Below are 23,586 nucleotides of genomic sequence, written 5' to 3' on the forward strand. Positions count from 1 at the left end.
GCTTGTTGGGCGGCGGCTATTGCAAGTGGTGAAAGAGGGAAGGGCGCTGCGTCTTGCGCGGAAGAAGACGCAGCGCAATGCGTCAGTGCAGGAAGCCGGTCGAGATCCACGGCACGGCCGCGACGACGATCAGGCCGATGACGAGCGCCGCGATGTAGCCGACGATCGGCTTCATGCCTTCGTCGGGGTGGATGCGGCTCACCGCGCACGCCGAGTAGTAGCCGACGCCGAACGGCGGCGCGAACAGGCCCACGCCCATCGACAGGATCACGACCATCGCGTAGTGCACGTCGTGAATGCCCATCTGGCGCGCGATCGGGAACATCAGCGGGCCGAACAGCACGATCGCCGGAATGCCTTCGAGCACGCTGCCGAGCACGATGAACACGAGCATCGACGCGGCCATGAACATCGCGGCGCCGCCGGGCAGTGTCGACATCGCCTTCGCGAGCTGGCCGGAGAAGCCGGATTGCGTGAGCGCCCATGCCATGCCCGTCGCCGCGCCGATGATCAGCAGGATCGCGCCGGACAGGGAGGCGGTGTCGATCAGCATCGGCTTCAGGCGCGCCCATTCGAAGCGGCGGTAGATCAGCAGACCCGCGAGCACGGCATACGCAATGCCGATCGTCGAGACTTCCGTCGCCGTCGCAATGCCTTCGACCACGGCGAGGCGAATCACGAACGGCAGCGCGAGCGCGGGGAATGCGATCGCGAGCTTGCGCAGCACTTCGCCGGCCGCCGCGCGCCGCACGTTCGACAGATCGTCGCCGCGATAGCGCCACCAGACGACCGAGCACAGCGTGATCGCGAGCACGATGCCGGGCAGCATGCCGCCCGTGAAGAGCGCGGAGATCGACACGCCCGTCACCGAGCCGAGCGTGATCAGCACGAGACTCGGCGGAATGGTCTCGGTCTGCGCGCCGGTGGCCGCGAGCAGCGCGACGAGGTCGCCCGGCTTTGCGCCGCGCGCCTTCATCTCGGGGAACAGAACGGGCGCGATGGCGGCCATGTCCGCGGCTTTCGAGCCGGAGATGCCCGACACCAGATACATCGCGCCGACGAGCACATACGACAGACCGCCGCGCACGTGGCCGAGCAGGCTCGCGAGGAAGGCGATCATCGCGTTGGCCATGCCGGTCATCTCGATCAGTTGTCCGAGGAACACGAAGAGCGGCACGGACAGCAGGATCAGGTGCGACATGCCCTCGTCCATCCGTCCGACGACGACGCTAAGCGGCGTGCTGGTCGTGAGCGCGAGATAGCCGAATGTCGCGAGGCCGAACGAGAACGCGATCGGCACGCCCGACAGCACGCACAGCGCCACGAGACCGACGAAGAAGATCAGCAGGTTCACGTTGCCCAGATCGTGCAGCAGCGGACTGACGGCGACGAAGCCGCCCGCAATCGCCGCCACCAGCGCGAGCGCGGCGAGCGTCATCTGCCAGTTGGCCGCGCGAATCAGCCGCAGGCACGCGACGAGCAGCATCAGCGCGCAGCCGATAGGCAGTGCCGCCGCGCGCCACATGTTCGAGATGTCGAGCGCGGGCGTCGTGATGATGCCCTCGTCCTGCGCGAACTCGACAGCAGGTCCGATCACGAGCAGCAGGAACGCGAGCGGCGCGGCGATGGCGACGAGATCGAGAAACGCGCGCACGGCGGGCGATGCCTTGCCGACGAGCGCCGTCATCCGCATGTGCTCGCCGCGCCGCAATGCGACCACGGCGCCGAGCATCGCGAGCCAGAGGAACAGCATGGACGCGAGTTCATCGGACCAGACGAGCGGCTCGCGCAGCAGATAGCGGCTCGTCACGCCCGCGAGCAGCACGAAGATTTCGGCGACGACCAGCAGGGCCGCCGGAATCTCGACCATGTGCCCGAGCACCGTGTCGATCGTATTGACGATGCGACGCGGCGACGGATGAGGAACGGTAACGGTTTGCATGGTGTTCACACCAGTTTTCCGACGTACTTCTCAAGAAGGCCCCAGCCCTGGTCGCCATACTTCGCTTTCCAGTCGCTGTAGAAGCTCGTTTTGCGCAATGCGTCGCGGAATGCCTGACGGTCCACGTCGACGACATTGATGCCTTTGCCCTTCAGGTCGTTGCGCAGCGTCCCGTTCAGGCTCGCGATATCCGCGCGTTCCAGCATGCCCGCCGCTTCGAATTCGCGTGTGACGATCGCGCGCATGTCCACGGGGAGCTTCTCCCATGCGCGCTTGTTGCCGAGAATCCAGTAGCCGTCCCACACGTGCGACGTGAGGCTGATCGACTTCTGCACTTCGTAGAGCTTGGCCGTCGCGATGATGGGCAGCGGGTTCTCCTGTCCTTCGACAACGCCCGTTTGCAGCGCCGAATACAGTTCGTTGAAGTTGATCGGCGCGGGGCCCGCATCGAGCGCCTTGAAGAGCGACGTGAGCATCGGCGCTTGCGGCACGCGGATCTTGAAGCCCTTCAGATCGGCGGGCTGCTTGATGACGCGCGTCGACGAACTGACCTGGCGGAAGCCGTTATCCCACACCTTCGAAACCGTGACGATGCCGGTCTTCTCGATCTGCGCGCGGATATACGCGCCGAGATCGCCGTCCATCGCTTTCCACACGGTGTCGTAGTCGGGAAACGCAAAGCCCGTGTTGACGATGCCGGCGGCGGGCGCGAGCGTCGCGAGAATCGACGACGCCTGATTGAAGAATTCGACGCCGCCGCTGCGCACCTGCGACAGCAGATCGGTATCGGAGCCGAGCTGGTTGGACGGGAAAACCTTGATGTCGAGCTTGCCGTTGGTCGCGGCACGGATCTTGTCGCAGGCCTGCTGCGCGCGGACGTTGACCGGGTGCGTCGGGTCCTGGCCCGTCGCGAGCTTGTACGAGAAGTCGGCGGCCGATGCGCTGCGGATCGACAGGCCCCAGAGCGGCGCTGCTGCGGCGACGCTTGCGCCCGCTTTCAGAAAGGTACGTCGGTCGAGGCCAGTGCGGATGGTCGGGCGGTTGCTCATGATGTGCTCCTCCAATACGGATGGGTGATGTATCGGTATAGTTGTTTTCCCGGACAACACGCTCTGTGGCGCGTTTGCCTGCTTCCGGTGACTGCCGTGCTGCCTGCGGTGCTGCCTCGACGCGCGGCTGGCCGGACCCGGCCGCGCGTCGCTGAACGTTAGCCGCGCATCAGCCGTGAATCAGCATGCCGCCGTTCACGTCGATGACGGCGCCCGTGATGTACGTCGAGAATGGCGACGCGAGGAACAGGAAGGCGCCCGCGACATCGTCCGGCACGCCGAGACGGTTCAGCGGAATGCCCGCGAGAATCTCGACGCGCTTGTCGTCGCTGATCTTGCCTGCGTTGATGTCGGTTTGAATCAGGCCGGGCGTCACGCAGTTCACGCGGATGCCGTCGGCGCCGAGTTCGCGCGCCATCGCCTTCGCGAGACCGAGCACGCCCGCCTTCGCGGCCGAATAGTGCGGGCCGCCCAGAATGCCGCCGCCACGCTGCGCCGAGACGGACGACATGCAGCCGATCGAGCCGCTCTTTTGCTTCTTCATCTGCGGCACGACGGCTTGTGACAGATACAGCACGCCGCGCAGATTAACATCGAGAATGCGGTCCCAGCTATCGGAGTCGATATCGAGCAGCTTGACGGCTTGCGTGATGCCCGCGTTGTTGATGAGCACGTCGATCGCGCCGAAGTGGGCGACGATCTGTTCGACGGCGGCCTCGCAGGCCTCTTTGTCGGTCACGTTGCATGCATAGCCGCGATGCTCGGGGCCGATCGATGCCGCCGCGTCGCGTGCCGCCGATGCGTCGAGATCGAGGATCGCGATTTTCGCGCCGTGCTTCGCGAACATGCGCGCGGTGGCCATGCCGATACCACGCGGCGATGCTGCGCCGGAAATGACGGCGACCTTGCCTTCGAGAAGACGCGACTCTGACATGATGCTGTTCTCCTGATAATGATTTTTTGAGTAAGGGTGGTGATGCGGCTCACTGAGTTGGGTATCAGCCCAGCCAGCCTTTGATGGTGTCGCACATCGCCTGGGTCGAGATGCCGTAGCGGTCGTGCAAGGTCGGCAATGCGCCTGCATCGAGGAATTCGTCGGGCAGCGCGATCTGCCGGAACGGCGGCGTGACGCCCGCGCCGAGCAGCGTGCGCGCGACGGCTTCGCCCAGACCGCCGATCACCGTATGGTTTTCCGCGACGATCACCATGCGGCCCGTGCGCTTCGCTTCGCGCAGGATGGTTGCCGTATCGAGTGGCTTGATCGTCGGCACGTGCAGCACCCCGACGCCGATGTTGTCCGCCGCCAATGCCTTCGCGGCTTCGAGCGAGCGCATCGTCATGATGCCGGACGAGATCAGCAGCACCTCGTTGCCGTCGCGCAGCAGTTTGGCCTTGCCGAGTTCGAAGCGATAGTCGTATTCGTCGAGCACGGCGGGCACGTTGCCGCGCAACAGGCGCGCATAGACCGGGCCTTTATGAGCGGCGATGGCGGGCACCATCTGTTCGATATCGAGCGCATCGCACGGATCGATCACCGTCATGTTCGGCATCGCGCGCATCAGCGCGAGGTCTTCGGCGGCCTGGTGGCTCGGGCCGTAACCCGTGGTGAGTCCCGGCAGCGCGCAGACGATCTTCACGTCGAGATTGTCCTCGGCGATCGTCTGGTGGATGAAGTCGTACGCGCGGCGCGTCGCGAACACGGCATAGGTCGTCACGAAAGGCTGCGCGCCTTCGTGCGCGAAACCCGCGGCGGCGCCCATCAGCAGTTGCTCGGCCATGCCCATCTGGTAGTAACGGTCCGGGAATTCCTGCGCGAAAATGTGCAGGTCCGTGTACTTGCCGAGGTCGGCCGTCATGCCGACGACGTTGGTCTTCGTGCGCGCGAGTTGCGCGAGCGCGTGGCCGAACGGCGCGGAACGCGTGACCTGGCCTTCGCCCGCGATCGACGCGATCATCGCCGATGTCTTCAGGCGCGGCTTCTTGTCAACGGTGCTCATGCTTGCCTCCCGGCATCGAGTGCTTCGAGCGCGAGCTTCCACTCGTGAGCGTCGACGCGGATGAAATGGTTCTTCTCGCGTTCTTCGAGGAATGGCACGCCGCAGCCCATCTTCGTATCGCAGACGATGATGCGCGGTTGCGCCTTGTCGTGATGGCGCGCGTTGTCGAACGCCTGCTTGACGGCGTCGATGTCGTTGCCGCTGATTCGCTGCGTGTACCAGCCGAACGCTTCGAGCTTCTCGACCAGCGGCTCGAACGCCATGATCTGCGTCGAGGGACCGTCGGCCTGCTGATTGTTCACGTCGACGACCGCGATCAGGTTGTCGAGCTTCCAGTGCGCGGCGGACATGAGCCCTTCCCAGATCGCGCCTTCGTCGAGTTCGCCATCGGAGAACAGTGTGTAGACGAACGCGTCCGAGCCTTTGCGCTTCAGGCCGAGGCAGCGGCCGACGGCAATCGTCAACCCCTGGCCGAGCGAGCCGCCGGACATCTCCATGCCGGGCGTGTAGCTCGCCATGCCGGACATCGGCAGACGGCTGTCGTCGCTGCCGTAGGTTTCGAGTTCGTCGGCGGGCAGGATGCCCGCTTCAAAGAGCGCGGCGTAGAGCGCAATCGCATAGTGACCGTTCGACAACAGGAAGCGGTCGCGATCTTCCCATTCGGGATCTTCGGGGCGATAGCGCATGGCGCCGAAGTAAGCGACGGCCAGTACATCTGCAATGTCGAGCGCCTGGCCGATATAGCCCTGGCCCTGTACTTCGCCCATCAGCAGTGCGTTGCGGCGGATGCGGTAGGCGTGTTCCGCGAGTTGGGCGGTGTGCCCGGCTTCGCTCGTATTCACGCGTGTCTCCTTCTTGCGCGCCCGGGTTCGGTGAGGGCCGAACGCGGAGTGATTCGTGGCGGGATATTTCGTCGTACTCGCAGATTCGGGTTATCCCTTGCTTCTAAAGCGCTGCGAGTGATGGAAAGCGTATCCGCTTGAAAATATTGGCTCAAACGAATTAAAGTGGCTCATCATTGAATTGAATTCAACCGAACGCTGCAATGCACAATCGCGTCACACTCAAATCCATCCAGGCTTTCGAGGCCGCGGCGCGGCTTTCGTCATTCGCGCTTGCGGCAGACGAACTCTTCGTCACGCCTTCGGCGGTCAGTCATCAGATCAAGTTGCTGGAGGATCAACTGGATGTGCGGCTCTTTCATCGCGTGCATCGCGCCGTGATTCTCACGGACACGGGGCGTCAATACGCAGAGGAAATCGGCGCGGCGTTCGCGCGGATCGACAAGGCGACACGGGATATCGGGCGAGTGGAGAAGAGCGACATCCTCACCGTGCACGCGACGCCCAGCATCGCGACGCAATGGCTGATGCCCCGGCTCGCGCGTTTCAGTGCGATGCATCCGGACATCGATGTGCGGTTGAATGCGTCGTCGGCGCCTGTCGATCTGATCACGGAGGCGGTGGATATCGACATCCGCTATGGCGCGAGGCGATTGCAGCCAGCGGGAACGATGGTGCTGGATTTGCCGCTCGAGACGATCGTGCCGCTATGCTCGCCACGGCTCGCCGAAGGGGAGCATCAGATTCGTACGGTGGCCGATTTGAGGCATCACACGCTGATTCATAGCGAAGGGTGCCTCGTGGGTTGGCGGGACTGGATGCGGCTACACCGCAAGGTCGTGCTGGATATCACGCGAGGGCCGCGGTTCGATCGCTCTTTTATGGCGATCAGCGCGGCCGTGGATGGACTCGGTGTTTGTCTTGAGAGCCTGTTGCTGGCGCAGCGGGAATTGAAGGCGGGGACGTTGGTCGCGCCGTTAGGTTTCGATGGCTTGCGGGTGAATGGCTACACCATGAATCTCCTGAAGTCGCGCGCGGACTTGCCGAAGCTCAAGTGCTTTCAGGACTGGCTTTTTGCGGAACTGGGTTGAAGGTGTGGCCGCGCACACGACGGCGAATAAAAACCCTGAGCGGCCACGGCGCCGCCAGACGCTGCCGCGCCGACGGCCCGCCGGGAAGCGGCGGGCCTGCGCGAGTGTTCAGGCGTAAGCGTTCAGATCAGAGACCGCTGACCGTTTTGACCGTCACCCACTGTCCGTTCTTCACCTGATAGACAGTGGACGAGCCGTTCTTCAGCGAGCCGTTCGAGTTGAACTCGGTATGGCCGGTGATGCCGTCGTAGCTGATGCTTTGCAGCTTCGGGCGATAGTCGTCGGGCTTCGTCGAATTGGCAGCCTGCATCGCCTTGATGGCGGTCCACGCCGCGTCATAGCCGAACGGCGCGTACGAGAGCACGTCCTCGCCGAACTTCTGTTTGAAGCGTTCGGCGAACTTCGCGCCTACCGGCGTGCTGTCGAGCGGACGGCCGTATTCCCATGCCATCGCGCCTTCGGACACGTTGCCCGCGAGCTTGATGAAATCGATGTCCTTCACACCGCCGCCGCCCACGTACTGCGCCTTGATGCCGAGCTGGCTCATTTGCTTCATGATGCCCGCGGCCTGCGGATTGAGCGCGCCTACGAAAATCAGATCGGGATTCTTGCTCTTGAGATTCGTGAGCTGCGTCTTGAAGTCCGTCGCCTGATTCGTCGTGTATTCGCGGTCGATGATCTCGCCGCCGTGCGCCTTGACCGCCTTCACGAACTCGTCGGCTTCGCCCTGGCCGAACGCGGTGCGGTCGTCGATCACGGCGATGCGCTTGGCCTTCGTCGTGGTCATTGCATAGGCGCCCGCGGTGCCCGCGTTCTGCGCGTCGCTCGAAATCACCATGAAGACGTTCTTGAAGCCGCGGCCGCTGATGGTCGGATTGGTCGCGGCCGGATCGATGACGGGCAGCCCCGCTTTTTCGTAGAGATCCGACGCGGGAATGGTCGTGCCCGAGTTGAAGTGGCCGATGACAACCGATACGCCTTCGTCCACGAGTTTCTGCGCGACCTGCACGCCGACGCGCGGGTCAGCCTGATCGTCTTCGGCGACGAGTTGGAACGAGACGGGCTGGCCGTTGATTTTGACACCTTGAGCCTTGGCGTCGTCGAGCGCCATTTTGACGCCGTTCTCCAGATCCTTGCCGTAACTGGCGTTCGGTCCCGTGAGCGGCGCGGCAAAACCGATTTTGACGACCGTGTCCGCGCGCGCGGCGAGCGGCGCGACAGCGAGAAGTGCTCCAGCGGCAACTGCGATAGGGGTGAGAGTCTTCACAAAACGCATGTTGTTTCCTTTGTCGGCAAGCATGAGGTCACTTCTATGGCGTGAATGCCGGCCCGCTTCCGCTCTGCTCGGTCGGGGCGGCGGCCGGTGCACGGCTCTTGTTGGCATCGACTGCGTGCTGGGCTCCTCCAGAATATGCGTGGTAACGATCGAACCGCTTCGAATGAGAGACGCCGCGGCGATGACTGAGAGCGACTATAGGAAGCCAATATCGCTTCGTCTTGACCTTTCGCGACGATTCCCATGCGCATTTCGGCACAGCAGACGTACTTGAAGCAACCAGGATAAATACCGCCGCGTGGCCGCCGCCTGGTCGCGATGCAACGGCTGGACGCGTCGCATTGGTCATTGATGCCGGGTCAACCACCAGACGCGACAAACCTGGCCCATGCGTTAAACATAGGGCAGGTTCTGATCTGCCTGCACCGATTGCCGCGTCACTGCGAGGCGGCGCGAGCGCGCGCCTAGAGAGGCCAGTTCGCCCGAGCCCAGTCAACCAGATTGACCAGATTGTCTCCGCCGCTCACCGAGTTGTCGGCGTCGCCGTTAAAACTCACTTCGCTCGACACGACCCCGCACGCGCGAACCTGAGTTCCATTGTCGAACCACGCGAAAAATGGCCCACCGGAGTTTCCATGGTTAAGACTCGCCTCCGTTTCCAACGTCTGGCCGTCGTCGTCTTCGTAATCGTCTTCGAAAGACTGCCAGCTTTGCACCGCCGGTCTTTCGCCGCTTGCAACGTCGAATGGATAGCCGATGTTCTCCCAGACATTCAGGCCTCGCCATCCGTCGTCGAAGCTCGTGGTGCCGATGTAGCCCAGCCGGTTGCCCAAGGGCTCGAACAATCTCAAGACCGCGTAATCATGTGAGAGATTGAAGTCCGAGTCGTCGGTCCCGTAATGGCGGGCGTCGCTTACATACGACGAACCGAAGCGCTCGGTGCCGTCGAAATAGTAGGGTGTGAATTTCATCCACCAGTTGCCGGCGCCGATGCTGTTCCAGGGCATCACGTGACGCGCAGTCAGAACAAGGCGGTCGCCTATCAGCACGCCGGACCCGGATGCGCCGTCACTGTTCACGATCTTTCCGGTGAGCAGCCATGGCCAGCTTGTGTCGAACAGAACCTGGCGTGCATCCCCCGGAAATACCGTGAGCGGCTTGACCTTGCGTCCTTTTCCATCGCGCATGTGCGGCTGTGGCCGCTGAATTCCTGTCTTCGGGACGAATCGGACGTTCATCCATTCCGGCCTGAAGGATGAATGGCCGGAGATCTTGCCCATGGTGTCCGTTTTTTCGTGCCGCTGGACCGTGCATCCCATGGGTATTCCACGGGTCGCACCGGCACTCATTTCAATGGCGATTTTCCACAGGCTTTGTTCGTCGGAGCGCACATCGATCCGCTGACTTGTTGCTTTGGGCGCAAGCTCCACGCCGGATGGAACCGTGACGTAGATTGCAGGCCAGCCGGATTGGGACACTCGATGAGGATTTTCTTTCGTGGCTGTCAGAGGAGTGAGGGATTCGAGCTCTTCTCTTGTCAGAGGCCGCGGACGGTTTGCGTGATAAGGCATCTCGACTCTCCAGAAGCGGTTGATGAATGAGAAGACGGTGTCGCGATCGGTGGATCGACTAGCGGCACGTGACGTCTTCTCTGCATCTAAAACGAACTGGGAGCCGGCGCTTTAAGTTGAGATAGAGTTGCCCTGACATGCCGTGCTTGAGACAGGGCACTTTTCTTCATACGACGATGCGCAAGGGGCGCGTGCCGTTGAGCGCGGCCATGCTTGCAAACGCCATAGCCTGACTTACGCCATGGCTCTCGGCTCCCGACTTTCGCAGTACTCGATGAGCCCGTTGATCGTGGTGCCGACCGCGGCGCCGCGAATGGCGGGACCGTGCATCGGAAAGATTGTCTCGATGTCGTACTTGCTGATTTTTTTCAACGACGCATGCAAGTAATCGAGCGACGGAAGGTAGCCCGATTTTTCGATCGACGCGATGATGTCCGGCGTTGGATCTTCTGGTCGTTCTTCAACAGATCCGAAGCGCATGAAGATATCGGACGAGAACAATGCCTTATAACGCGGACTGTAAATGACCAGCGAGTCCCATTGATGCACGTGCTTGGTGAAGATCGGGACAATCGATTCATCGTTGATGGTAATCGGCACTTCGTCTTTTAGCGGCTTGGCTTTGGCGGAGAATACGTCGGCGAGTGCATGCGAGCAGATAGGGTGAGCGTAGGCGACCACCGCTGCATTGTGCGAGATGAACTCGGGCAGCGCTCCCATTTCGTCGGCCTCAAAGTGGGGCACGATAACGCTGCGAACGGACGCGACATCGATTCCCTGCGTCGACAAATTCGACTTCAGCACTGGAAAATCGCCGCGCATTCCCGTCTCGATGCAAATGAAAGCGCCGGAAGGCGACTTGACGAAAAACTGGCTGAAGCTCAAGCCCAGTTTCTCGACGAAGATACTGTGCCTGTGGATATTCCCGAAAAATATATCGATCCTGGAGTTACTCATTTACGCGCCTCCTGCGCCGTCTCATACTGCCGGAGCGCGATCTGTCCGCGCTTTCCAAACTCTTCAAGATATGCACGCATGTAGCTTTCGTTGCCGTGCAGAAATGCGACATCCGTTGGCACCATGCGTCGAATCGCAATCAACGGAACCGGTGACTGTAGCGGGTGAAAGCTCGTGCTCCACAAACCGGGCTCCTCACACTGTTTATAGAACTGCCCGACCATCAAATGCCTTTCGACGAACGCTGGCTTGAGTTGCTTCTGCACGCATTCTACTGCGCTCGCGGCCTGCGCGATCGCGACGGGGACGATTATCCTGCATTGGTAAATGTTCTGTGCTGCGCTGCTCTGGTGAAATTCTTCCATGTGCATCTGTATGTCTGCCGCGAGCCCTGTCACGCTTTCTGAATGATTACGGTAGAACTCGATAGACCTTTTTAGCATTGCTGTCCGCGCAAAAGGGCAGACGTCGCCCACTCTTCCGAGAAGCGCATTGGGTGCGCTGAGAAAGTGTTCGATCCAGTCAATGACCTCGGCAAAGTGTTTATCCGCGGAGGCTTCTTCAAGAGACAGTTGTGTTGATTCTGACAGGCGCGTAGCCATGCTGAACCTCATAGGTCACTAAATCAGGGACTAGGCCGGAAACGGAACTGGCTGTGCGAACGGCGGTTCGGCTGCGACTGCAGAGGGGCCTTCCGGCTTGCGCCGGCAACACTCGCTAGTCAGATGACAGACCGGAGACGCGCTTGCGTCAGCCAGCAAACATAAGCAGAGCGCGTCACGAGATCTGCGACGGGCTTGTCCCGACGTCGATCGAGGCGTAGGCAGTCGTGTGAGGGCGCGTTCGCGACGAAGGCATTTCGTTGATCAGCTTGCCCCACTCGTAGTCGTACCGTTCTGGCGAAAGAGGAGAGACGCCCGCGCCTGGTGTGAAAGTTAGTTCGCCGAATAATATCTGATCGTCGAACACATAAAGGTCCACGCGCGCGTAACCCAGTTCCTCGACGAGCGTTGAAGCCACCTTGACCACTTCGTCCCAGTTAGGCAGGCGGGGGGAGGGAACCGGACTGAGCGGGTAGTCGCCTACGACGATGTCCATCCGGTTCCACTGCGTATCGTAGAAGTCATGCCGCGGACTGCCGAATCTGTCCGTGATCACGCCGGTGATCACGACCGGATCGCCGTCTGCGCGATTGAAGATATGGATCTTGAAGTCCGGCGGCACGACTCCGTTCTTGTCCAGCAGCAATTGCTCGAAATAGATGCGCGGTTCGATAACCCGATAATGTCGTTCGCGCGACGCGAGATAAAAGTTGGTCGAAAGCCATTCGTCGGCGAGACGGCGTAATTCTTCGAACGTCACCGTGGATTTGTCGCGGACAACTTTGACGAAGCCGCAACCATGGTTCGCTTTCATGACGAATGAAGGGGGCAGTGCGTCGAATACTTGCTGAGTGAAAGCATCGGGCGCTGCAAGCAACGGGACGAGATGCTTCTCTCCGACCTTTCGTTTTACATACCCGCGAACTGCAAGCTTGTCCGCAAGAGTGCTCCATATCGGATCAGGATGCAGGCAGCGGTCGAGCATGATTTCATTGAAGGTCGTCGCTCGTTTCAGATTGGGAAAGCGCCCTACTCGTCGGCGGTGCGAAAGAAACAGAAAAACGTAATCAGGAAGAAAGGATTTAACGCCATGAAGCACTCTGGTGCGAATCGAGCTAGTTCGCTTCCTGAAATCCGGAAGCCGCGATTCATTGGAATGGCTCCTCTTTTGCGCCTCATAATGTGTTGTCATAGTTATTCCATGATCGCTAGTTCTGCTTTGGACGAGGTAGGCCGGCAGGCAGACGGCTGCGCACCGGGCACCGTCTTCGGGCCAACGAATGCGGCTGCCTGGTTTCCCTGTGGCGTTGTTGCGGTGAAGCATAGACGCTCCATATCAGGCCCGGACGAGCGTGGCTGAAACGCACGAGTTCTTGGCCATTTCCTGAGGCCATCGGTTACGGTTGCTCACGTTTGATAGCGCTTTTTTACAGGTGCGATCGAGAGCTTTTCGGCGTCCCTTCGTAGATCTCGCAACACTGCTTGCTCTTCTGAAAGGAAGGGAATGTTCTTCTGCTGAGGCCGACGATGTTTGAAGTTGCTGATCCTTGTACTTTGTAAGGCGGGCACGCTCGAAGTCGCGCGACACGCGGCGTTTTTTTTGATGAAAAGTGCGTGGCGCGGGTCGAGTTGATCGAGGTACTGGAGAGGTAGGAGTAGGGCGCGCAGTTGCATTCCAGTCGCGCGCGGCGTTGCGTCGGCGCGAGAGGCTATCGGCGCCGTCACCGGCACGGACGTGCTGGCGACAGCCGCCTGCTCGAACTGGGGGTGCTATGCGATTGCGGGAGCCTTTGCCGCGCGGATGGGCAAGGCGACACTTGCGCATAGTCCTATGCGCGAGGCGGCGCTTCTGCGGCGCGGCGTCGACGTCGGGCTGATCAACTCGGTCGCCAATGTTATCGACAGCAATGTGGACGGCATTCCCGAAGCGACCCATCAAGCAGTCGTACAGCTTATTTCGACCATCATCGCGCCAGCGTTCAAATAGCCGTCTTCACCTCGCTTCGCCGCATCACACAGCGCAAGCGTTCCCGACGGAGCACCTTCGCTAATCCAATGGTCAAGTCTTGAAAAGGTGGATGAAATGAACTCGCAGCGTGTAGCGCCAATTTCTCTCGAAGCAGCAGAACCGGTTCCCGCAAATGTCACCTGCACGGAGCCGGCCAAAGCGAAGCAGGCCTCGTCGTATGCGTCGCTGTTGCAAAGGCCAACATCGACACTCGCGAGCAACGTCAGCGATCGCGCTGATGTCTTTTTCGCGGCAATTCCCGGCTACAACTAAACGAGGTGAGTGATGCATCGCATCGTGATTGTTGGAGGCGGGGCTGGCGGTCTTGAACTGGCGACGTTCGTCCCGGCAGTTCCGTCAAACGCAGCGGGAAGCGCAGGTGCCAGCCTGCACACCTGCGGCGCGCGGGCCAACCGTGGACAGGACGTCACCTCGGGTGACCGGAATGGGCGCGTCCCGCCGCATGCGCGTCAAACTCCGCTGGGTTTCTCCCAGAGATTCAACGACTGGCCAATTCCGTTTTGCAACGCGGTCGTGTACACCTCGAAGCCCCAACTGATGTCGAACACCGCCATGCCGCAGGCAATAAAAATGACGCGCTCGTTCGCGCTTTCGCGGCCCGGCGGATCGGGCGTCGCCGATGTGTTCGTGGCCACCGCTAAAAAGAACGGCGTCGATGTCGTCGCGCGCAAGTATTCGAACGACAAGGCGACCGACTTCAATGCAATTCTGACTCACATCAAGGCGCAGCGCCCCGAGGTGATCTTTTACGCGACATGCCGAAGCTGGCAGCGGGCGCGCTGGACGGCCGTGGCTACTGCGCTCAAGGTGGCGCGCCACTCGCTACCTTGCAGGGCGGCCCCGAATTCGCGACTCGATATGAAAAGCAGTTCGGCGTAAAGAACGACGTGTACAGGAGCGGTGAATGGCTCGACGCGCCGGCGACGGTGACGGTGACGGTGTACAAAGTCTCGGGTGATAACCTCAATCCGATTCGCTGGATGCGGCGGGCGAACGGCACGAAGGTGTTGCCGTTCGTCCGCGAAGCAGCAAGGCAGTTTTTCTGGATCGCCGGCCGATACAGCCAGCATTCTGTTAGTCAAACCGACCTGGATCGATTTTTAAAAAACCAACTACATGACTCTGTGCGGGACAGGCGCTCCTGTGCGGATCTCCAATGCATCGGATGATGAAATTAATTTCACAAAATCACTCCGATGCTAGGTTTGTGCGCATCATCGTGATACATTTTTCCGGGTGTCAAGCACCTTGGAGATGAATCAAGATGGCAGTCGCTTTAGATGACTTCGACCGCAAATTGCTAGCCGAAGTGCAGAAAGACGCACAGACACCCCAGAACGAACTGGGCAGCAGGGTCAACTTGTCGACGGCGGCCGTCAATCGCAGGTTGCGACGCCTGAGCGACGAGGGGGTAATCGAAAGATTCACTGCTGTTCTCGCCCAGGACAAAGTCGGCTGCGGATTGACTGTCATCACGAATGTCGAAGTCGAGAGCGAGCAAATCGACTTGCTCGACGCCATGAAAAAGACCTTCGCGCAGTGTCCAAACATTCAACAGTGCTATTACGTGGCAGGGGAGTGGGACTTCGTGCTCGTTATCGCGGTCGGGAGCATGGAGGAGTACAACGCACTGACGCGTCAGCTTTTCTTCTCGAATAACAACGTCAAGCGTTTCAAAACGCTGGTTTGCATGAGCCGTGTGAAGGTCGGCCTGGCCGTCCCGGTGAGCATGGAAGAAAAGGAGTAGGTGCCAACCGTAACACGCAGTGCAAGAGCAGCTTGCTTTCGGGAGCAGGAGAGCGCTATCGGCGGCTTGCACTGTCGCCAAAAAAGAAAGCGGCGAATAGAGCGCGACCTGCTGCCTGTGCAGGATCTGGCCGAGTAACTTCCGAAGCCGCTCAGATTTTGGAGAATCAAGACGGGCCTGAGCTGCCGACCCGACGATTTCTCCTCTGTTCATGAAGACAAGACAACCCGGTCTGCGACCTGCCGCGCGAATCCCATTTCGAGTTCTGGACACGACGATAGCTCTCGCCAGGGACGGCATCACAACACTCTGCGTCACTCGGAAAACCATTCCCACTTCTTGTCACTTGCCTCATTGATACCGCTAAATCGACGCTGATAACAGCGGGCATCACAGCGGATGCGTCAGCGATGAAAGATGTGTTCATAGACATGGCAAAGCGAGTGACTCGTTACGCACTGAAGCGCTCAGGCGGCGTCGTTGGTGAGTAAAGCGGGTGCCGCGCGTTCTGCTTTCAGTAACAGCCGAAAAGTCGAGACAAATTTGCGTTGAAGACAGCTAATACGCTCAAAAAGTCAGGATGTCCGGCCTTAACATGTCTCCACCAGGGCGACCACACGCTCTTCCACTCACAATCTGGTTTCGGAGTTTCTATGCTTGTCGCCAACAGTCGTGCCATTCGCTCTACTTATCCCGCAGAACTGCAAGCAGTCTTGTCCGTCGAGAAGGCGGAAGAAAGCCGGCAATGGATTTCTGCATGGGACGGCATCGCCGAGGGCGCGACTCCGCTGTACAGCCTTCCGGGACTTGCTCACGAGTTGGGCGTCGCGGAAGTGCTGGTGAAGGACGAATCGGTTCGCTCCGAGTTGGGCAGTTTTAAAGCGTTGGGCGCACCCATCGCGCTCGTTCGGCTGATTCTTCGCCTGTTTCCGGAAGCGGACTTTGACCCGGTGAAGATGTTCAAGGGCGCGTATACGGAGGAGCTGCGCGACTTCACGGTTGTTAGCGCGACTGACGGCAATCACGGTAAGGGGCTCGCAGCGGCCGCCCGCACGGTCGGCTGTAAGTGCGTCATCGTTCTGCATGCGAACGTGAGCGTAGAGCGCGAGCAGGCCATTGCAGCGTATGGCGCTGAGATCGTGCGAATCGCCGGTAACTACGACGAATCCGTCGAGGAGGCCGCGCGTCTGGCGCGGGAGAACAACTGGCAGGTCGTCTCGGACACGTCGTACGAAGGATATGAGGCGATTCCACGGGACGTCATGCAGGGTTACGGAACCGTCGCCGCGGAAATCGTCGAGGCGTGCGGCGGCAAGAGCGACGGTAGGGCTCCGTTCACTCATGTGTTCCTGCAAGGCGGTGTCGGCGGACTTGCGGCTGGCATCTCCAGCTACTTCTGGGAAATTTTCGGCACACACCGGCCGACGGTTGTTGTCGTCGAGCCGAAGCAAGCGGACTGCCTGTATCAAAGCGCCATTACCGGTCAGCCCGCTAAGGCCACCGGCTCAGTCGATTCCGTGATGGCCGGCCTCGCATGCGGGGAAACGTCGCCGCTTGCATGGCGCTTTCTGCTGACCGGCGCCGACTTCTTCATGACGATTTCAGATGATGACGCCGTGGCAGCAATGAAAACGCTGGCCAATGGCGACGCCAGGGACATCCCGATCATCTCCGGCGAGTCGGGCGCCGCTGGTCTCGCCGGCGTTGCCGTGCTGAGCGGGAGCGCAGAGAACTGGAAAGGCGTCGGACTGAATGGTAATTCGCGCATCCTCGTCATCAGTACGGAAGGCGCAACGGCTCCGCAGATGTACAAGGTTCTGGTCGGTGAGAGTGCTGAAGACGTTCTCACGCGTCAGCGTGCGTGGCCGAATCCGAAGGCAGCATGACCTATTCGAAACACTACTCGAACGATTCAAGCGTTCGAGAAGCAGGCAATCAACGAGCAAGCGAGAGCGCAATGAGTGCAATGAGTAAAGAGACTGGCAGCCGTGAATCGGCTATCGCCGCAGCAGTAGCACACTACGATTCAGGCAAGTTCCTCTCGGACCTGGACCGACGCGTTGGCTTTCGTACTGAGAGTCAGGAGCCGCATCAGGCTCCGCAGCTTCACGCGTACCTCAACGAGGAAATGATTCCGGTGCTTCACCGGCTCGGCTTCACCACCAAGCTGATGGCCAACCCCGCCGGAATAGATGCTCCTGTTCTGCTGGCAACTCGCCATGAAGGCGATGAGCTTCCCACGGTAGTGACGTACGGGCACGGAGATACCGTTCGCGGTTACGACGACCAGTGGAACGCGGGGCTCGCGCCGTGGAAAATCGTCGTCGACGGTGACCGCTGGTATGGGCGCGGCATCGCTGACAACAAGGGCCAGCATTCAGTGAACTTAACGGCGCTGGAGGCGGTGATTGACGCACGTGATGGAAAGCTCGGCTATAACGTCAAGGTCATTTTCGAAACCGGCGAAGAAATCGACTCGCCTGGCCTGAACCAGATCTGCGCCGAAGAGAAAGAGTATTTAAAGGGCGATCTGTTTCTGGCGTCCGACGGTCCCCGCGTTTCCGCCGAACGCCCGACGATATTTCTGGGCTCTCGTGGCGAGTTGAATTTTGACCTTGAAGTCAATCTGCGCGATGGCGGTCATCACTCGGGCAACTGGGGCGGTGTGCTGCGCAATCCCGCAGTCACGCTCGCTCATGCCATCGGAACCCTCGTGGACCGCGATGGAAAAATTCTTGTGGAAGGCCTGCTGCCGCCGCCCGTACAACCAGCCGTCCGCGAAGCGCTCTCTGACATTGAACTGGGCACGGACGCCAATGCTCCCGCCATCGACCCTACCTGGGGCCAGCCTGGTCTGTCATCGGCCGAGCGAGTCCTTGCCTGGAACGCTGTTGAAGTGCTCGCTTTCAAGGCTGGAAATCCGGATGCGGTCGTCAACGCCGTGCCGCCGACCGCGCGCGCGCATTGCCAACTCCGGTTTGTTGTTGGGACCGATTGGCAGAATGCTCAAAAGCACCTGGAAGAGCATCTCGCTAAGCATGGATACGCGGACCTGGTAGAGGTCATCGTTAAACCAGGCGTAGCCGCCACCCGCTTGGATCTTGAAGACCCGTGGGTTGATTGGGCTCTGACTTCTATCTCGAAGTCGACGGGGAAAAAGCCTGCGCTGATTCCGAATCTGGGTGGCACCGTTCCGAACGCCATCTTCGCTCAAACCCTGGGCCTGCCCACGGTATGGGTTCCGCATTCGTACCCTGCCTGTTCGCAACACGCACCGAACGAGCATTTCCTTGGCTCCGTCGCACGTGAGTCGCTGGCACTGATGGCAGGTCTCTGGTGGGACCTTGGGCAAGACGGCCGCAGAATCGTGAAAGAGAAGCGCTAAGCGCCAGGTGTCTTCTTTGAAGCCGGAGTTCGAGAGAACATCCGGCTTTTTTTTTCCATCAGAACGGGCTCTCGCGAGAGCTTTGCCGTCGGCTCGCGCACCATTGCGACGCGGGATTACCCCACACTCAGTGAGTGGTGAAACAAAGACTCGGATACCGCACTGAGATTGCGAAACGATCTCTATTGCCGGCTTAAATTCGCGCGGATATTGCGTCTGTCCTCATTAGTATGGGTGAACTGAATTCTCAACTCTGCGGGGCATCTTCTGCACTCGGCGAAACAACTCTTCGGCTACACGACGTCAGAAAGCAGATGCGTTCTGGAGCGATTCCGCCGCAAGACGGCACTACATATTAAAGATGGAGACAGGCACACCTTCTACTCCCGGAATACTCTTCGCGCAACGTGCGCGCCCTATTTAAATAAGGCTCGTCCGGCTCGACCGGCGGGCGTAGTCATCGGAGTGAGACATGGAAATCACAAGTAATAGCACCGGAGTGGCGGCGGAAGGCTCGGGCTGGAGCCGGCACGACACGATGTGGGTCTTAGGCATTTACGGATGCGCAGTGGGCGGCGGTTCGTTGTTCTGGCCTGTCAGCCTGGGGCTGCATGGCTTCTGGCCAATGGTCATTCTTTCGCTGTTGGCCTTCCCGATTACATACTTTCCGTATATCGCGCTCGCGCGCTACGTTCTCGCGGGTTCAAGTCGAGAGGGTCACGATGGCAATGTGCTCGATACTACAAACGAATTTCTCGGCCCGAATTGGGGCAAGTTCCTGACCACTACTTATTTCGCGACCGTGTTCCCGGGGATGATGATTTACACCATCACCATCACGAACACCATCATTGATTTCTCGCGGACGCAGTTGCATTACGACGGACTCTCCCGCTGGGTTGTTGCACCGATTTGCGTGGCCGCACTGATGCTCATCGTACGGTATGGCACGAACGTCGTTGTGCGCGCGATGGGATTCATCGTTGCACCGTTCATCATTTCAATTGTCGTTTTCGGCTTCATGGCAGCGCCTCATTGGAATTCCACCATGTTGGCCACAATGACGGATTTCGGCGGTGCGAGCGGGCTTGCATTGAATGTCTGGAAGGGTCTTCCGCTCTGCGTTTTTGCCTTCAGCTTCACGTCGATTACGTCCAGCTTCGTCGTCGCGCAAAAGAAACATTATGGCGCGCGTGCTGTCCGCAAGGTTCCCCAGATTATGTTCGTGGCAACGCTGCTTGCAGTGTCGACCATGCTGTTCTTCTCGTGGAGCTGCATCTTTGCGTTGTCTCCCGCAGAACTCGCTCAGGTGAAGGCCAGCAATCTGACCGTCCTGTCGTTCCTGGCACGCAAGTTCGATACGCCCGCCATTGCAATCGCTTCGCAACTCATTGTCTTCACCGCAGTCATCAAGTCGTTCCTCGCGCACTATCTGGCCACTGAGGAAAGCGCACGCAGCTTCGGCCGCACGTTGTTTGGTTTGTCGGAGCGGACTCTGCACGGTGCGAACTTCTCGCGTCTGATTGTCGGCCTCGTTTTCCTCACCACCACGACCTCGGCCATTTTCAATCTGGATGTTGTCGATATCATCACCGTGGCCCTGGTTCCTGTGAGCGTGTTTATCGTCTACTTCCTTCCGCTCTATTCGTTCCAGAAAATCGACGCATTAAAGAAGTATCGCGGTCGTCCCACCAATCTGCTCGTGTTCGCTGTCGGCGTTGTCTGTCTGGTCAGCGGTGCCATCGCAGTAGCGGGGAAGTTCTGGCACTGAAGCGGACTAACACTTGCACGTGACGAGCGGCTCGTTGCCGCTCAATGAAAACCAGGATTGGAGAATTTGATGCGAGATTTTCAAACACCCGGCAGGTCTATTGCCGTCGGTCACTTCGGGATGGTTGCGACATCCAATCCGGCGGCGGCGCTTGTCGGCCTCGACGTGCTGCGCGCGGGCGGAAACGCCGCTGATGCGGCGGTCGCCATTGCGGCCATGCTTGCGGTCGTCGAGCCAACGCAAACGGGAATCGGTGGCGACTGCTTTGCCCTGGTGAAAAAGTCTGGGCAAGCGCCGCTGGCCCTGAACGGTGCAGGCTGGGCTGCAAAAGCCGCGAATCCCGAGCGGTTGCGGGAACGGGGCGACGTTGTCATTAGTCCCTCGTGCGCCGATGCCGTAACCGTGCCCGGGGCAATATCCGCGTGGGAAAAGCTGAGCTTCGATTTCGGCTCGCAGCCTTTCGACTCGTTGTTGGCGCCAGCAATCAAAGCAGCGGAAGACGGGTACGCTGTGACCGAACGGTTGGCCCGCGACTGGGCCCGGCAGATCACGAAGATGTCGGCTCACCCGGGTACTGCCGAGTTGTTTCTAAAGAATGGTGCTGCACCGACCTTCGGTGCCCGGCAAACCAACAAGCCGTTGGCGAACGCACTTCGAGAGATTGCGAGGAAGGGCGGGACCGCGTTTTATAACGGCTGGATTGCCGAGGACATGGTCGGGCTGCTGCGAGGTTTGGGCGGAAGTCACACAATGGAGGACTTCGCTGAATATAGGGCGGAGTATGTCCAGCCAATCTCTTCCGACTATCGAGGCTATCGGTTGTGGGAGTGCCCGCCGAGCGGCCAGGGCATCATCGCGCTGCAAATCGCCGGCATGCTCGAAACGTTTGATGTTTCGCGCTTCGGTCCTTTAAGTGCTGAGCGCTTTCATTTGCAGGGCGAGATTTCGCGCATCGCGTATACGCAGCGGGACGCTTATCTATGCGACCCGAATTCGACGCCGGTGGACTGCGGCCGATTGATTTCTCCGTCTTATCTGAAGAGAATGGCATCGAAAGTCTCGGTGCAGAGGCGGCTCTCTGACTTGACGCCTTTTAGCGCGCCAGAGCATCGGGATACGGTGTATGTGACGGTCGTCGATAAGGATGGCACCGTCGTGTCGCTTATCAACTCCATCTTCGACGACTTCGGCAGTGGACTCGTGGCGCCTCGGTCGGGCGTCCTTCTGCACAACCGCGGCTGTGGTTTTGTCCTCGATCGCGGTCATCCGAATGAGCTGGCCGGCCGCAAGCGTCCGATGCATACCATCATCCCCGCATTGGTCACCAAGGATAACGAAGCTGTCATGTCGTTCGGTGTGACGGGTGGCCACTTCCAACCGGCCGGGCAAATGCAGGTCCTGTCGAATGTGCTCGATTACGGCATGTCCGTTCAAGACGCCATTGACCAGCCCAGAATGTTCGCGCGTGGCGATTCGTTTGAAGTCGAGCGCACGGTCCCGCAGGCAGTGGCGAACGCGCTGCGGGAACTGGGGCATCGACCCGTCGTCGCCGAAAACCCGCTCGGCACTTGCCACGCAATCTGGTTGGACCGCTCCGCCGGTACGCTCTTTGGCGGCACCGACCCACGGCGAGATGGCCTGGCCATTGGCTACTGAGTACGGTTGGCCGCGGCGACAGGTTAAGCGAAAGACGGGCTTTCCAGCTTGACGCGGCGTGACTGGAAGCTCGAGCCAGCGCTTTTCGAATGCCTCCTGCTTTAGCGCTTCTAATCCGTGTTTCCGCCGTCGGCGGAACACGGATTTATTTTTTCCGTGCTCGGCCTGCATTCATATGGATTAGAGACATGGCTTCCGGAGCGATTGACGGAAGGAGCATTGGATTGTGCAAAAAACTGTATGGATGTACAGTGTCATGCACGAGTTCGTAGACGCGAACAGGCACTTATTTCAGGCGACGCCTCATGGGTACGCGCGTTCGCAAACCCGTCAGCCATCCCATGCTTGAGATTGCGGCTTTTGTCTCCGATCTGAAATCCGCCTTTGGCGGGCGGGAAATCGACGACGCCATTCGCCGCAGCCGAGCCGGGGAACCGACGTTTCCTTGCGCGCGAAAATGGCCGCTCGGCGGGGACTGTTGGTCCGGTGGCAACGGATGTCTGGCGTGTTGACGGCGCCGTGCGCGAGCGCCACTACGGTGACGGTTGTGACGGGGCGTGTGTCGGAGGATGTATCCTGCGGCTTCAGATTGAAGCGCATCACCAAGGAGAAACGACAGTGAAACTGGTCGGATGCGGGTTGCTTTTACTGGTGTGTACTTCGTCGGCGTTTGCCGGTGGGCGCTACGTGGAAATCTGGAATCCGCCCGAAGCTCGGGGTGGGTTGCTTCAGAGAGCAGACGCACCGAAGGCGCTCACGCATAAGCGACGTGTGCCTCATCTGGTGAAAGCGCGGGCGCATCGTACCCTGACCGCCGCCGCCAGGCTGGCCGTGAAGCCGGGGGCCATTGGTGCAGGTACGCGACGCGTGACGCCTGGCATATCGGAAATCCCCCGTCTGATCACGCCCGAGGGGAATGTGCTGCGGGTCGATGCTCGCGACTCGCATGTTGCGGTCGTGCGCTGATGGAAGCGGGAAGCTACAAGGGATATCGCATCTTCGGTCACGCCATCCTTCAGCAAGAAGACATCCTTTCGCCTGAGCGATACGCGGGCAGCGGGACCATCACCCGCGACACAAAAATGGTCGAAGCCTCCGGGATACTCGGTGTTTTCGATTCGGAGGAAGACGCGCAACGTGCCGGTTTAGGCTGGGCTCGCGCCTGGGTCGATAACCACGGCTAGCACGTGGCTGGCGTCGGGACGGAGCAGCCTACGCTGGCGCGAAAGCAACCGCTGGGGCGTCAGCGATGTGCGTAATGGCCGAAGCGCTGCACGCTGGGTTCTATCCGTGGCCGCTGGGTGAAAACCACCAGTCGAAGCGACCGTCACCGCTGTGAGGCCATCAATCGCCGACACATCCGGCAGTGCGCGACCACTCGCCGCTATTAATCATTCCTCATACCGTTTCGTTTCCTGCCGCCCGATGGCCGCTGCTCGGGCCTTTTCTGTCGCGATGTACGCGCTCGCCGCCAATCCTGAGCCCCGGTGACGACGCCAGAACAAAAAAATTTTTCGTTCTGAACCATCCGATCTGGGCTTTGTGAGGGTGCCGCCACGCGGAATACTCGTCTCAGCGTCGTAGCCGACTATCACCCCGTGTTCCGGCGAAATAGGGCTCATGTGTGTCCGGCTCAGCGCCTGGACCGGAGCCGACTCGCTGGCACGTCGC

At 60.0% G+C, this 23,586-nt stretch carries 20 protein-coding genes; 10 read left to right on the forward strand and 10 right to left on the reverse strand.

Annotated elements, in window-relative coordinates; genetic code table 11:
* Nucleotides 1-82 precede the first annotated feature (82 nt).
* From VOM14_RS11550 to VOM14_RS11570, 5 genes are all read right to left on the reverse strand, one after another.
* Nucleotides 83-1,942: a TRAP transporter large permease gene (locus VOM14_RS11550; protein WP_327629074.1), complete on the reverse strand. Its 1,860-nt coding sequence runs from the start codon at nucleotides 1,940-1,942 to the stop codon at nucleotides 83-85.
* 5 nt (nucleotides 1,943-1,947) lie between these two features.
* The gene (locus tag VOM14_RS11555; protein ID WP_327628835.1) at nucleotides 1,948-2,991 is read right to left on the reverse strand and encodes a TRAP transporter substrate-binding protein; all 1,044 of its coding nucleotides are present in this window, start codon (nucleotides 2,989-2,991) and stop codon (nucleotides 1,948-1,950) included.
* Nucleotides 2,992-3,160: 169 nt separating this feature from the next.
* Nucleotides 3,161-3,925, reverse strand: coding sequence for an SDR family NAD(P)-dependent oxidoreductase (locus tag VOM14_RS11560; protein ID WP_327628836.1), 765 nt, complete (start codon nucleotides 3,923-3,925; stop codon nucleotides 3,161-3,163).
* 64 nt (nucleotides 3,926-3,989) lie between these two features.
* Entirely contained in the window at nucleotides 3,990-4,988 is a 999-nt protein-coding gene (locus VOM14_RS11565) for a transketolase family protein (protein ID WP_327628837.1), read from the reverse strand.
* On the reverse strand, nucleotides 4,985-5,830 hold the full coding sequence (locus tag VOM14_RS11570; RefSeq protein ID WP_327628838.1) for a transketolase: 846 nt from the start codon (nucleotides 5,828-5,830) through the stop codon (nucleotides 4,985-4,987). Before VOM14_RS11570 ends, VOM14_RS11565 begins: the two co-directional genes overlap by 4 nt.
* 203 nt (nucleotides 5,831-6,033) lie before the next feature.
* Between VOM14_RS11570 and gcvA the strand changes: the two genes are divergently transcribed.
* The gene (gene gcvA / locus VOM14_RS11575) at nucleotides 6,034-6,921 is read left to right on the forward strand and encodes a transcriptional regulator GcvA (protein ID WP_327628839.1); all 888 of its coding nucleotides are present in this window, start codon (nucleotides 6,034-6,036) and stop codon (nucleotides 6,919-6,921) included.
* 127 nt (nucleotides 6,922-7,048) lie between these two features.
* Here the strand turns inward: gcvA and VOM14_RS11580 are convergent, their stop codons facing one another.
* The 5 genes from VOM14_RS11580 to VOM14_RS11600 all read right to left on the reverse strand — a co-directional run bounded on the left by VOM14_RS11580 (nucleotide 7,049) and on the right by VOM14_RS11600 (nucleotide 12,519).
* Entirely contained in the window at nucleotides 7,049-8,197 is a 1,149-nt protein-coding gene (locus VOM14_RS11580) for a branched-chain amino acid ABC transporter substrate-binding protein (RefSeq protein ID WP_327628840.1), read from the reverse strand.
* Between the two features lie 464 nt (nucleotides 8,198-8,661).
* A complete protein-coding gene (locus tag VOM14_RS11585; RefSeq protein ID WP_327628841.1) occupies nucleotides 8,662-9,768 on the reverse strand; it encodes a trypsin-like serine peptidase in 1,107 nt (368 codons plus the stop codon).
* A 234-nt stretch (nucleotides 9,769-10,002) separates the two neighbouring features.
* Nucleotides 10,003-10,725 carry an MBL fold metallo-hydrolase gene (locus tag VOM14_RS11590; RefSeq protein ID WP_327628842.1) on the reverse strand — a complete coding sequence of 241 codons (723 nt, stop codon included), beginning with the start codon at nucleotides 10,723-10,725 and terminating at the stop codon, nucleotides 10,003-10,005.
* A complete protein-coding gene (locus VOM14_RS11595; RefSeq protein ID WP_327628843.1) occupies nucleotides 10,722-11,327 on the reverse strand; it encodes a DUF6875 domain-containing protein in 606 nt (201 codons plus the stop codon). Before VOM14_RS11595 ends, VOM14_RS11590 begins: the two co-directional genes overlap by 4 nt.
* A gap of 175 nt (nucleotides 11,328-11,502) precedes the next feature.
* The gene (locus tag VOM14_RS11600; protein ID WP_327628844.1) at nucleotides 11,503-12,519 is read right to left on the reverse strand and encodes an ATP-grasp fold amidoligase family protein; all 1,017 of its coding nucleotides are present in this window, start codon (nucleotides 12,517-12,519) and stop codon (nucleotides 11,503-11,505) included.
* Between the two features lie 543 nt (nucleotides 12,520-13,062).
* On the opposite strand from VOM14_RS11600, the gene VOM14_RS11605 reads away from it, so the two are divergent.
* The 9 genes from VOM14_RS11605 to VOM14_RS11650 all read left to right on the forward strand — a co-directional run bounded on the left by VOM14_RS11605 (nucleotide 13,063) and on the right by VOM14_RS11650 (nucleotide 23,099).
* Entirely contained in the window at nucleotides 13,063-13,314 is a 252-nt protein-coding gene (locus tag VOM14_RS11605; protein WP_327628845.1) for a glutamate cyclase domain-containing protein, read from the forward strand.
* Between the two features lie 306 nt (nucleotides 13,315-13,620).
* The gene (locus VOM14_RS11610; RefSeq protein WP_327628846.1) at nucleotides 13,621-14,235 is read left to right on the forward strand and encodes a hypothetical protein; all 615 of its coding nucleotides are present in this window, start codon (nucleotides 13,621-13,623) and stop codon (nucleotides 14,233-14,235) included.
* 385 nt (nucleotides 14,236-14,620) lie between these two features.
* On the forward strand, nucleotides 14,621-15,103 hold the full coding sequence (locus VOM14_RS11615; RefSeq protein WP_327628847.1) for an Lrp/AsnC family transcriptional regulator: 483 nt from the start codon (nucleotides 14,621-14,623) through the stop codon (nucleotides 15,101-15,103).
* Between the two features lie 653 nt (nucleotides 15,104-15,756).
* Nucleotides 15,757-16,989 (forward strand): diaminopropionate ammonia-lyase, encoded by a 1,233-nt coding sequence (locus tag VOM14_RS11620; protein WP_327629075.1) that lies wholly within the window; start codon nucleotides 15,757-15,759, stop codon nucleotides 16,987-16,989.
* Between the two features lie 80 nt (nucleotides 16,990-17,069).
* Nucleotides 17,070-18,488 carry a M20 family metallopeptidase gene (locus VOM14_RS11625; protein WP_327629076.1) on the forward strand — a complete coding sequence of 473 codons (1,419 nt, stop codon included), beginning with the start codon at nucleotides 17,070-17,072 and terminating at the stop codon, nucleotides 18,486-18,488.
* Nucleotides 18,489-18,960: 472 nt separating this feature from the next.
* Nucleotides 18,961-20,259: an amino acid permease gene (locus VOM14_RS11630; protein ID WP_327628848.1), complete on the forward strand. Its 1,299-nt coding sequence runs from the start codon at nucleotides 18,961-18,963 to the stop codon at nucleotides 20,257-20,259.
* A gap of 69 nt (nucleotides 20,260-20,328) precedes the next feature.
* Nucleotides 20,329-21,915 (forward strand): gamma-glutamyltransferase, encoded by a 1,587-nt coding sequence (gene ggt / locus VOM14_RS11635; RefSeq protein WP_327628849.1) that lies wholly within the window; start codon nucleotides 20,329-20,331, stop codon nucleotides 21,913-21,915.
* 618 nt (nucleotides 21,916-22,533) lie between these two features.
* The gene (locus VOM14_RS11645; RefSeq protein WP_327629077.1) at nucleotides 22,534-22,881 is read left to right on the forward strand and encodes a hypothetical protein; all 348 of its coding nucleotides are present in this window, start codon (nucleotides 22,534-22,536) and stop codon (nucleotides 22,879-22,881) included.
* The gene (locus VOM14_RS11650; protein ID WP_327628850.1) at nucleotides 22,881-23,099 is read left to right on the forward strand and encodes a hypothetical protein; all 219 of its coding nucleotides are present in this window, start codon (nucleotides 22,881-22,883) and stop codon (nucleotides 23,097-23,099) included. Before VOM14_RS11645 ends, VOM14_RS11650 begins: the two co-directional genes overlap by 1 nt.
* Nucleotides 23,100-23,586: the final 487 nt, after the last annotated feature.

It is taken from the genome of Paraburkholderia sp. MPAMCS5, assembly GCF_036016995.1.
Taxonomy (GTDB): Bacteria; Pseudomonadota; Gammaproteobacteria; order Burkholderiales; family Burkholderiaceae; genus Paraburkholderia.

Bases quoted from the DNA above. Each gene is read 5' to 3' on its own strand.
- VOM14_RS11550 (WP_327629074.1), bottom strand. From the start codon at position 1,942: ATGCAAACCGTTACCGTTCCTCATCCGTCGCCGCGTCGCATCGTCAAT.
- VOM14_RS11555 (WP_327628835.1), bottom strand. From the start codon at position 2,991: ATGAGCAACCGCCCGACCATCCGCACTGGCCTCGACCGACGTACCTTT.
- VOM14_RS11560 (WP_327628836.1), bottom strand. From the start codon at position 3,925: ATGTCAGAGTCGCGTCTTCTCGAAGGCAAGGTCGCCGTCATTTCCGGC.
- VOM14_RS11565 (WP_327628837.1), bottom strand. From the start codon at position 4,988: ATGAGCACCGTTGACAAGAAGCCGCGCCTGAAGACATCGGCGATGATC.
- gcvA (WP_327628839.1), top strand. From the start codon at position 6,034: ATGCACAATCGCGTCACACTCAAATCCATCCAGGCTTTCGAGGCCGCG.
- VOM14_RS11580 (WP_327628840.1), bottom strand. From the start codon at position 8,197: ATGCGTTTTGTGAAGACTCTCACCCCTATCGCAGTTGCCGCTGGAGCA.
- VOM14_RS11585 (WP_327628841.1), bottom strand. From the start codon at position 9,768: ATGCCTTATCACGCAAACCGTCCGCGGCCTCTGACAAGAGAAGAGCTC.
- VOM14_RS11590 (WP_327628842.1), bottom strand. From the start codon at position 10,725: ATGAGTAACTCCAGGATCGATATATTTTTCGGGAATATCCACAGGCAC.
- VOM14_RS11595 (WP_327628843.1), bottom strand. From the start codon at position 11,327: ATGGCTACGCGCCTGTCAGAATCAACACAACTGTCTCTTGAAGAAGCC.
- VOM14_RS11600 (WP_327628844.1), bottom strand. From the start codon at position 12,519: ATGACAACACATTATGAGGCGCAAAAGAGGAGCCATTCCAATGAATCG.
- VOM14_RS11610 (WP_327628846.1), top strand. From the start codon at position 13,621: ATGCATCGCATCGTGATTGTTGGAGGCGGGGCTGGCGGTCTTGAACTG.
- VOM14_RS11615 (WP_327628847.1), top strand. From the start codon at position 14,621: ATGGCAGTCGCTTTAGATGACTTCGACCGCAAATTGCTAGCCGAAGTG.
- VOM14_RS11620 (WP_327629075.1), top strand. From the start codon at position 15,757: ATGCTTGTCGCCAACAGTCGTGCCATTCGCTCTACTTATCCCGCAGAA.
- VOM14_RS11625 (WP_327629076.1), top strand. From the start codon at position 17,070: ATGAGTAAAGAGACTGGCAGCCGTGAATCGGCTATCGCCGCAGCAGTA.
- VOM14_RS11630 (WP_327628848.1), top strand. From the start codon at position 18,961: ATGGAAATCACAAGTAATAGCACCGGAGTGGCGGCGGAAGGCTCGGGC.
- ggt (WP_327628849.1), top strand. From the start codon at position 20,329: ATGCGAGATTTTCAAACACCCGGCAGGTCTATTGCCGTCGGTCACTTC.
- VOM14_RS11650 (WP_327628850.1), top strand. From the start codon at position 22,881: ATGGAAGCGGGAAGCTACAAGGGATATCGCATCTTCGGTCACGCCATC.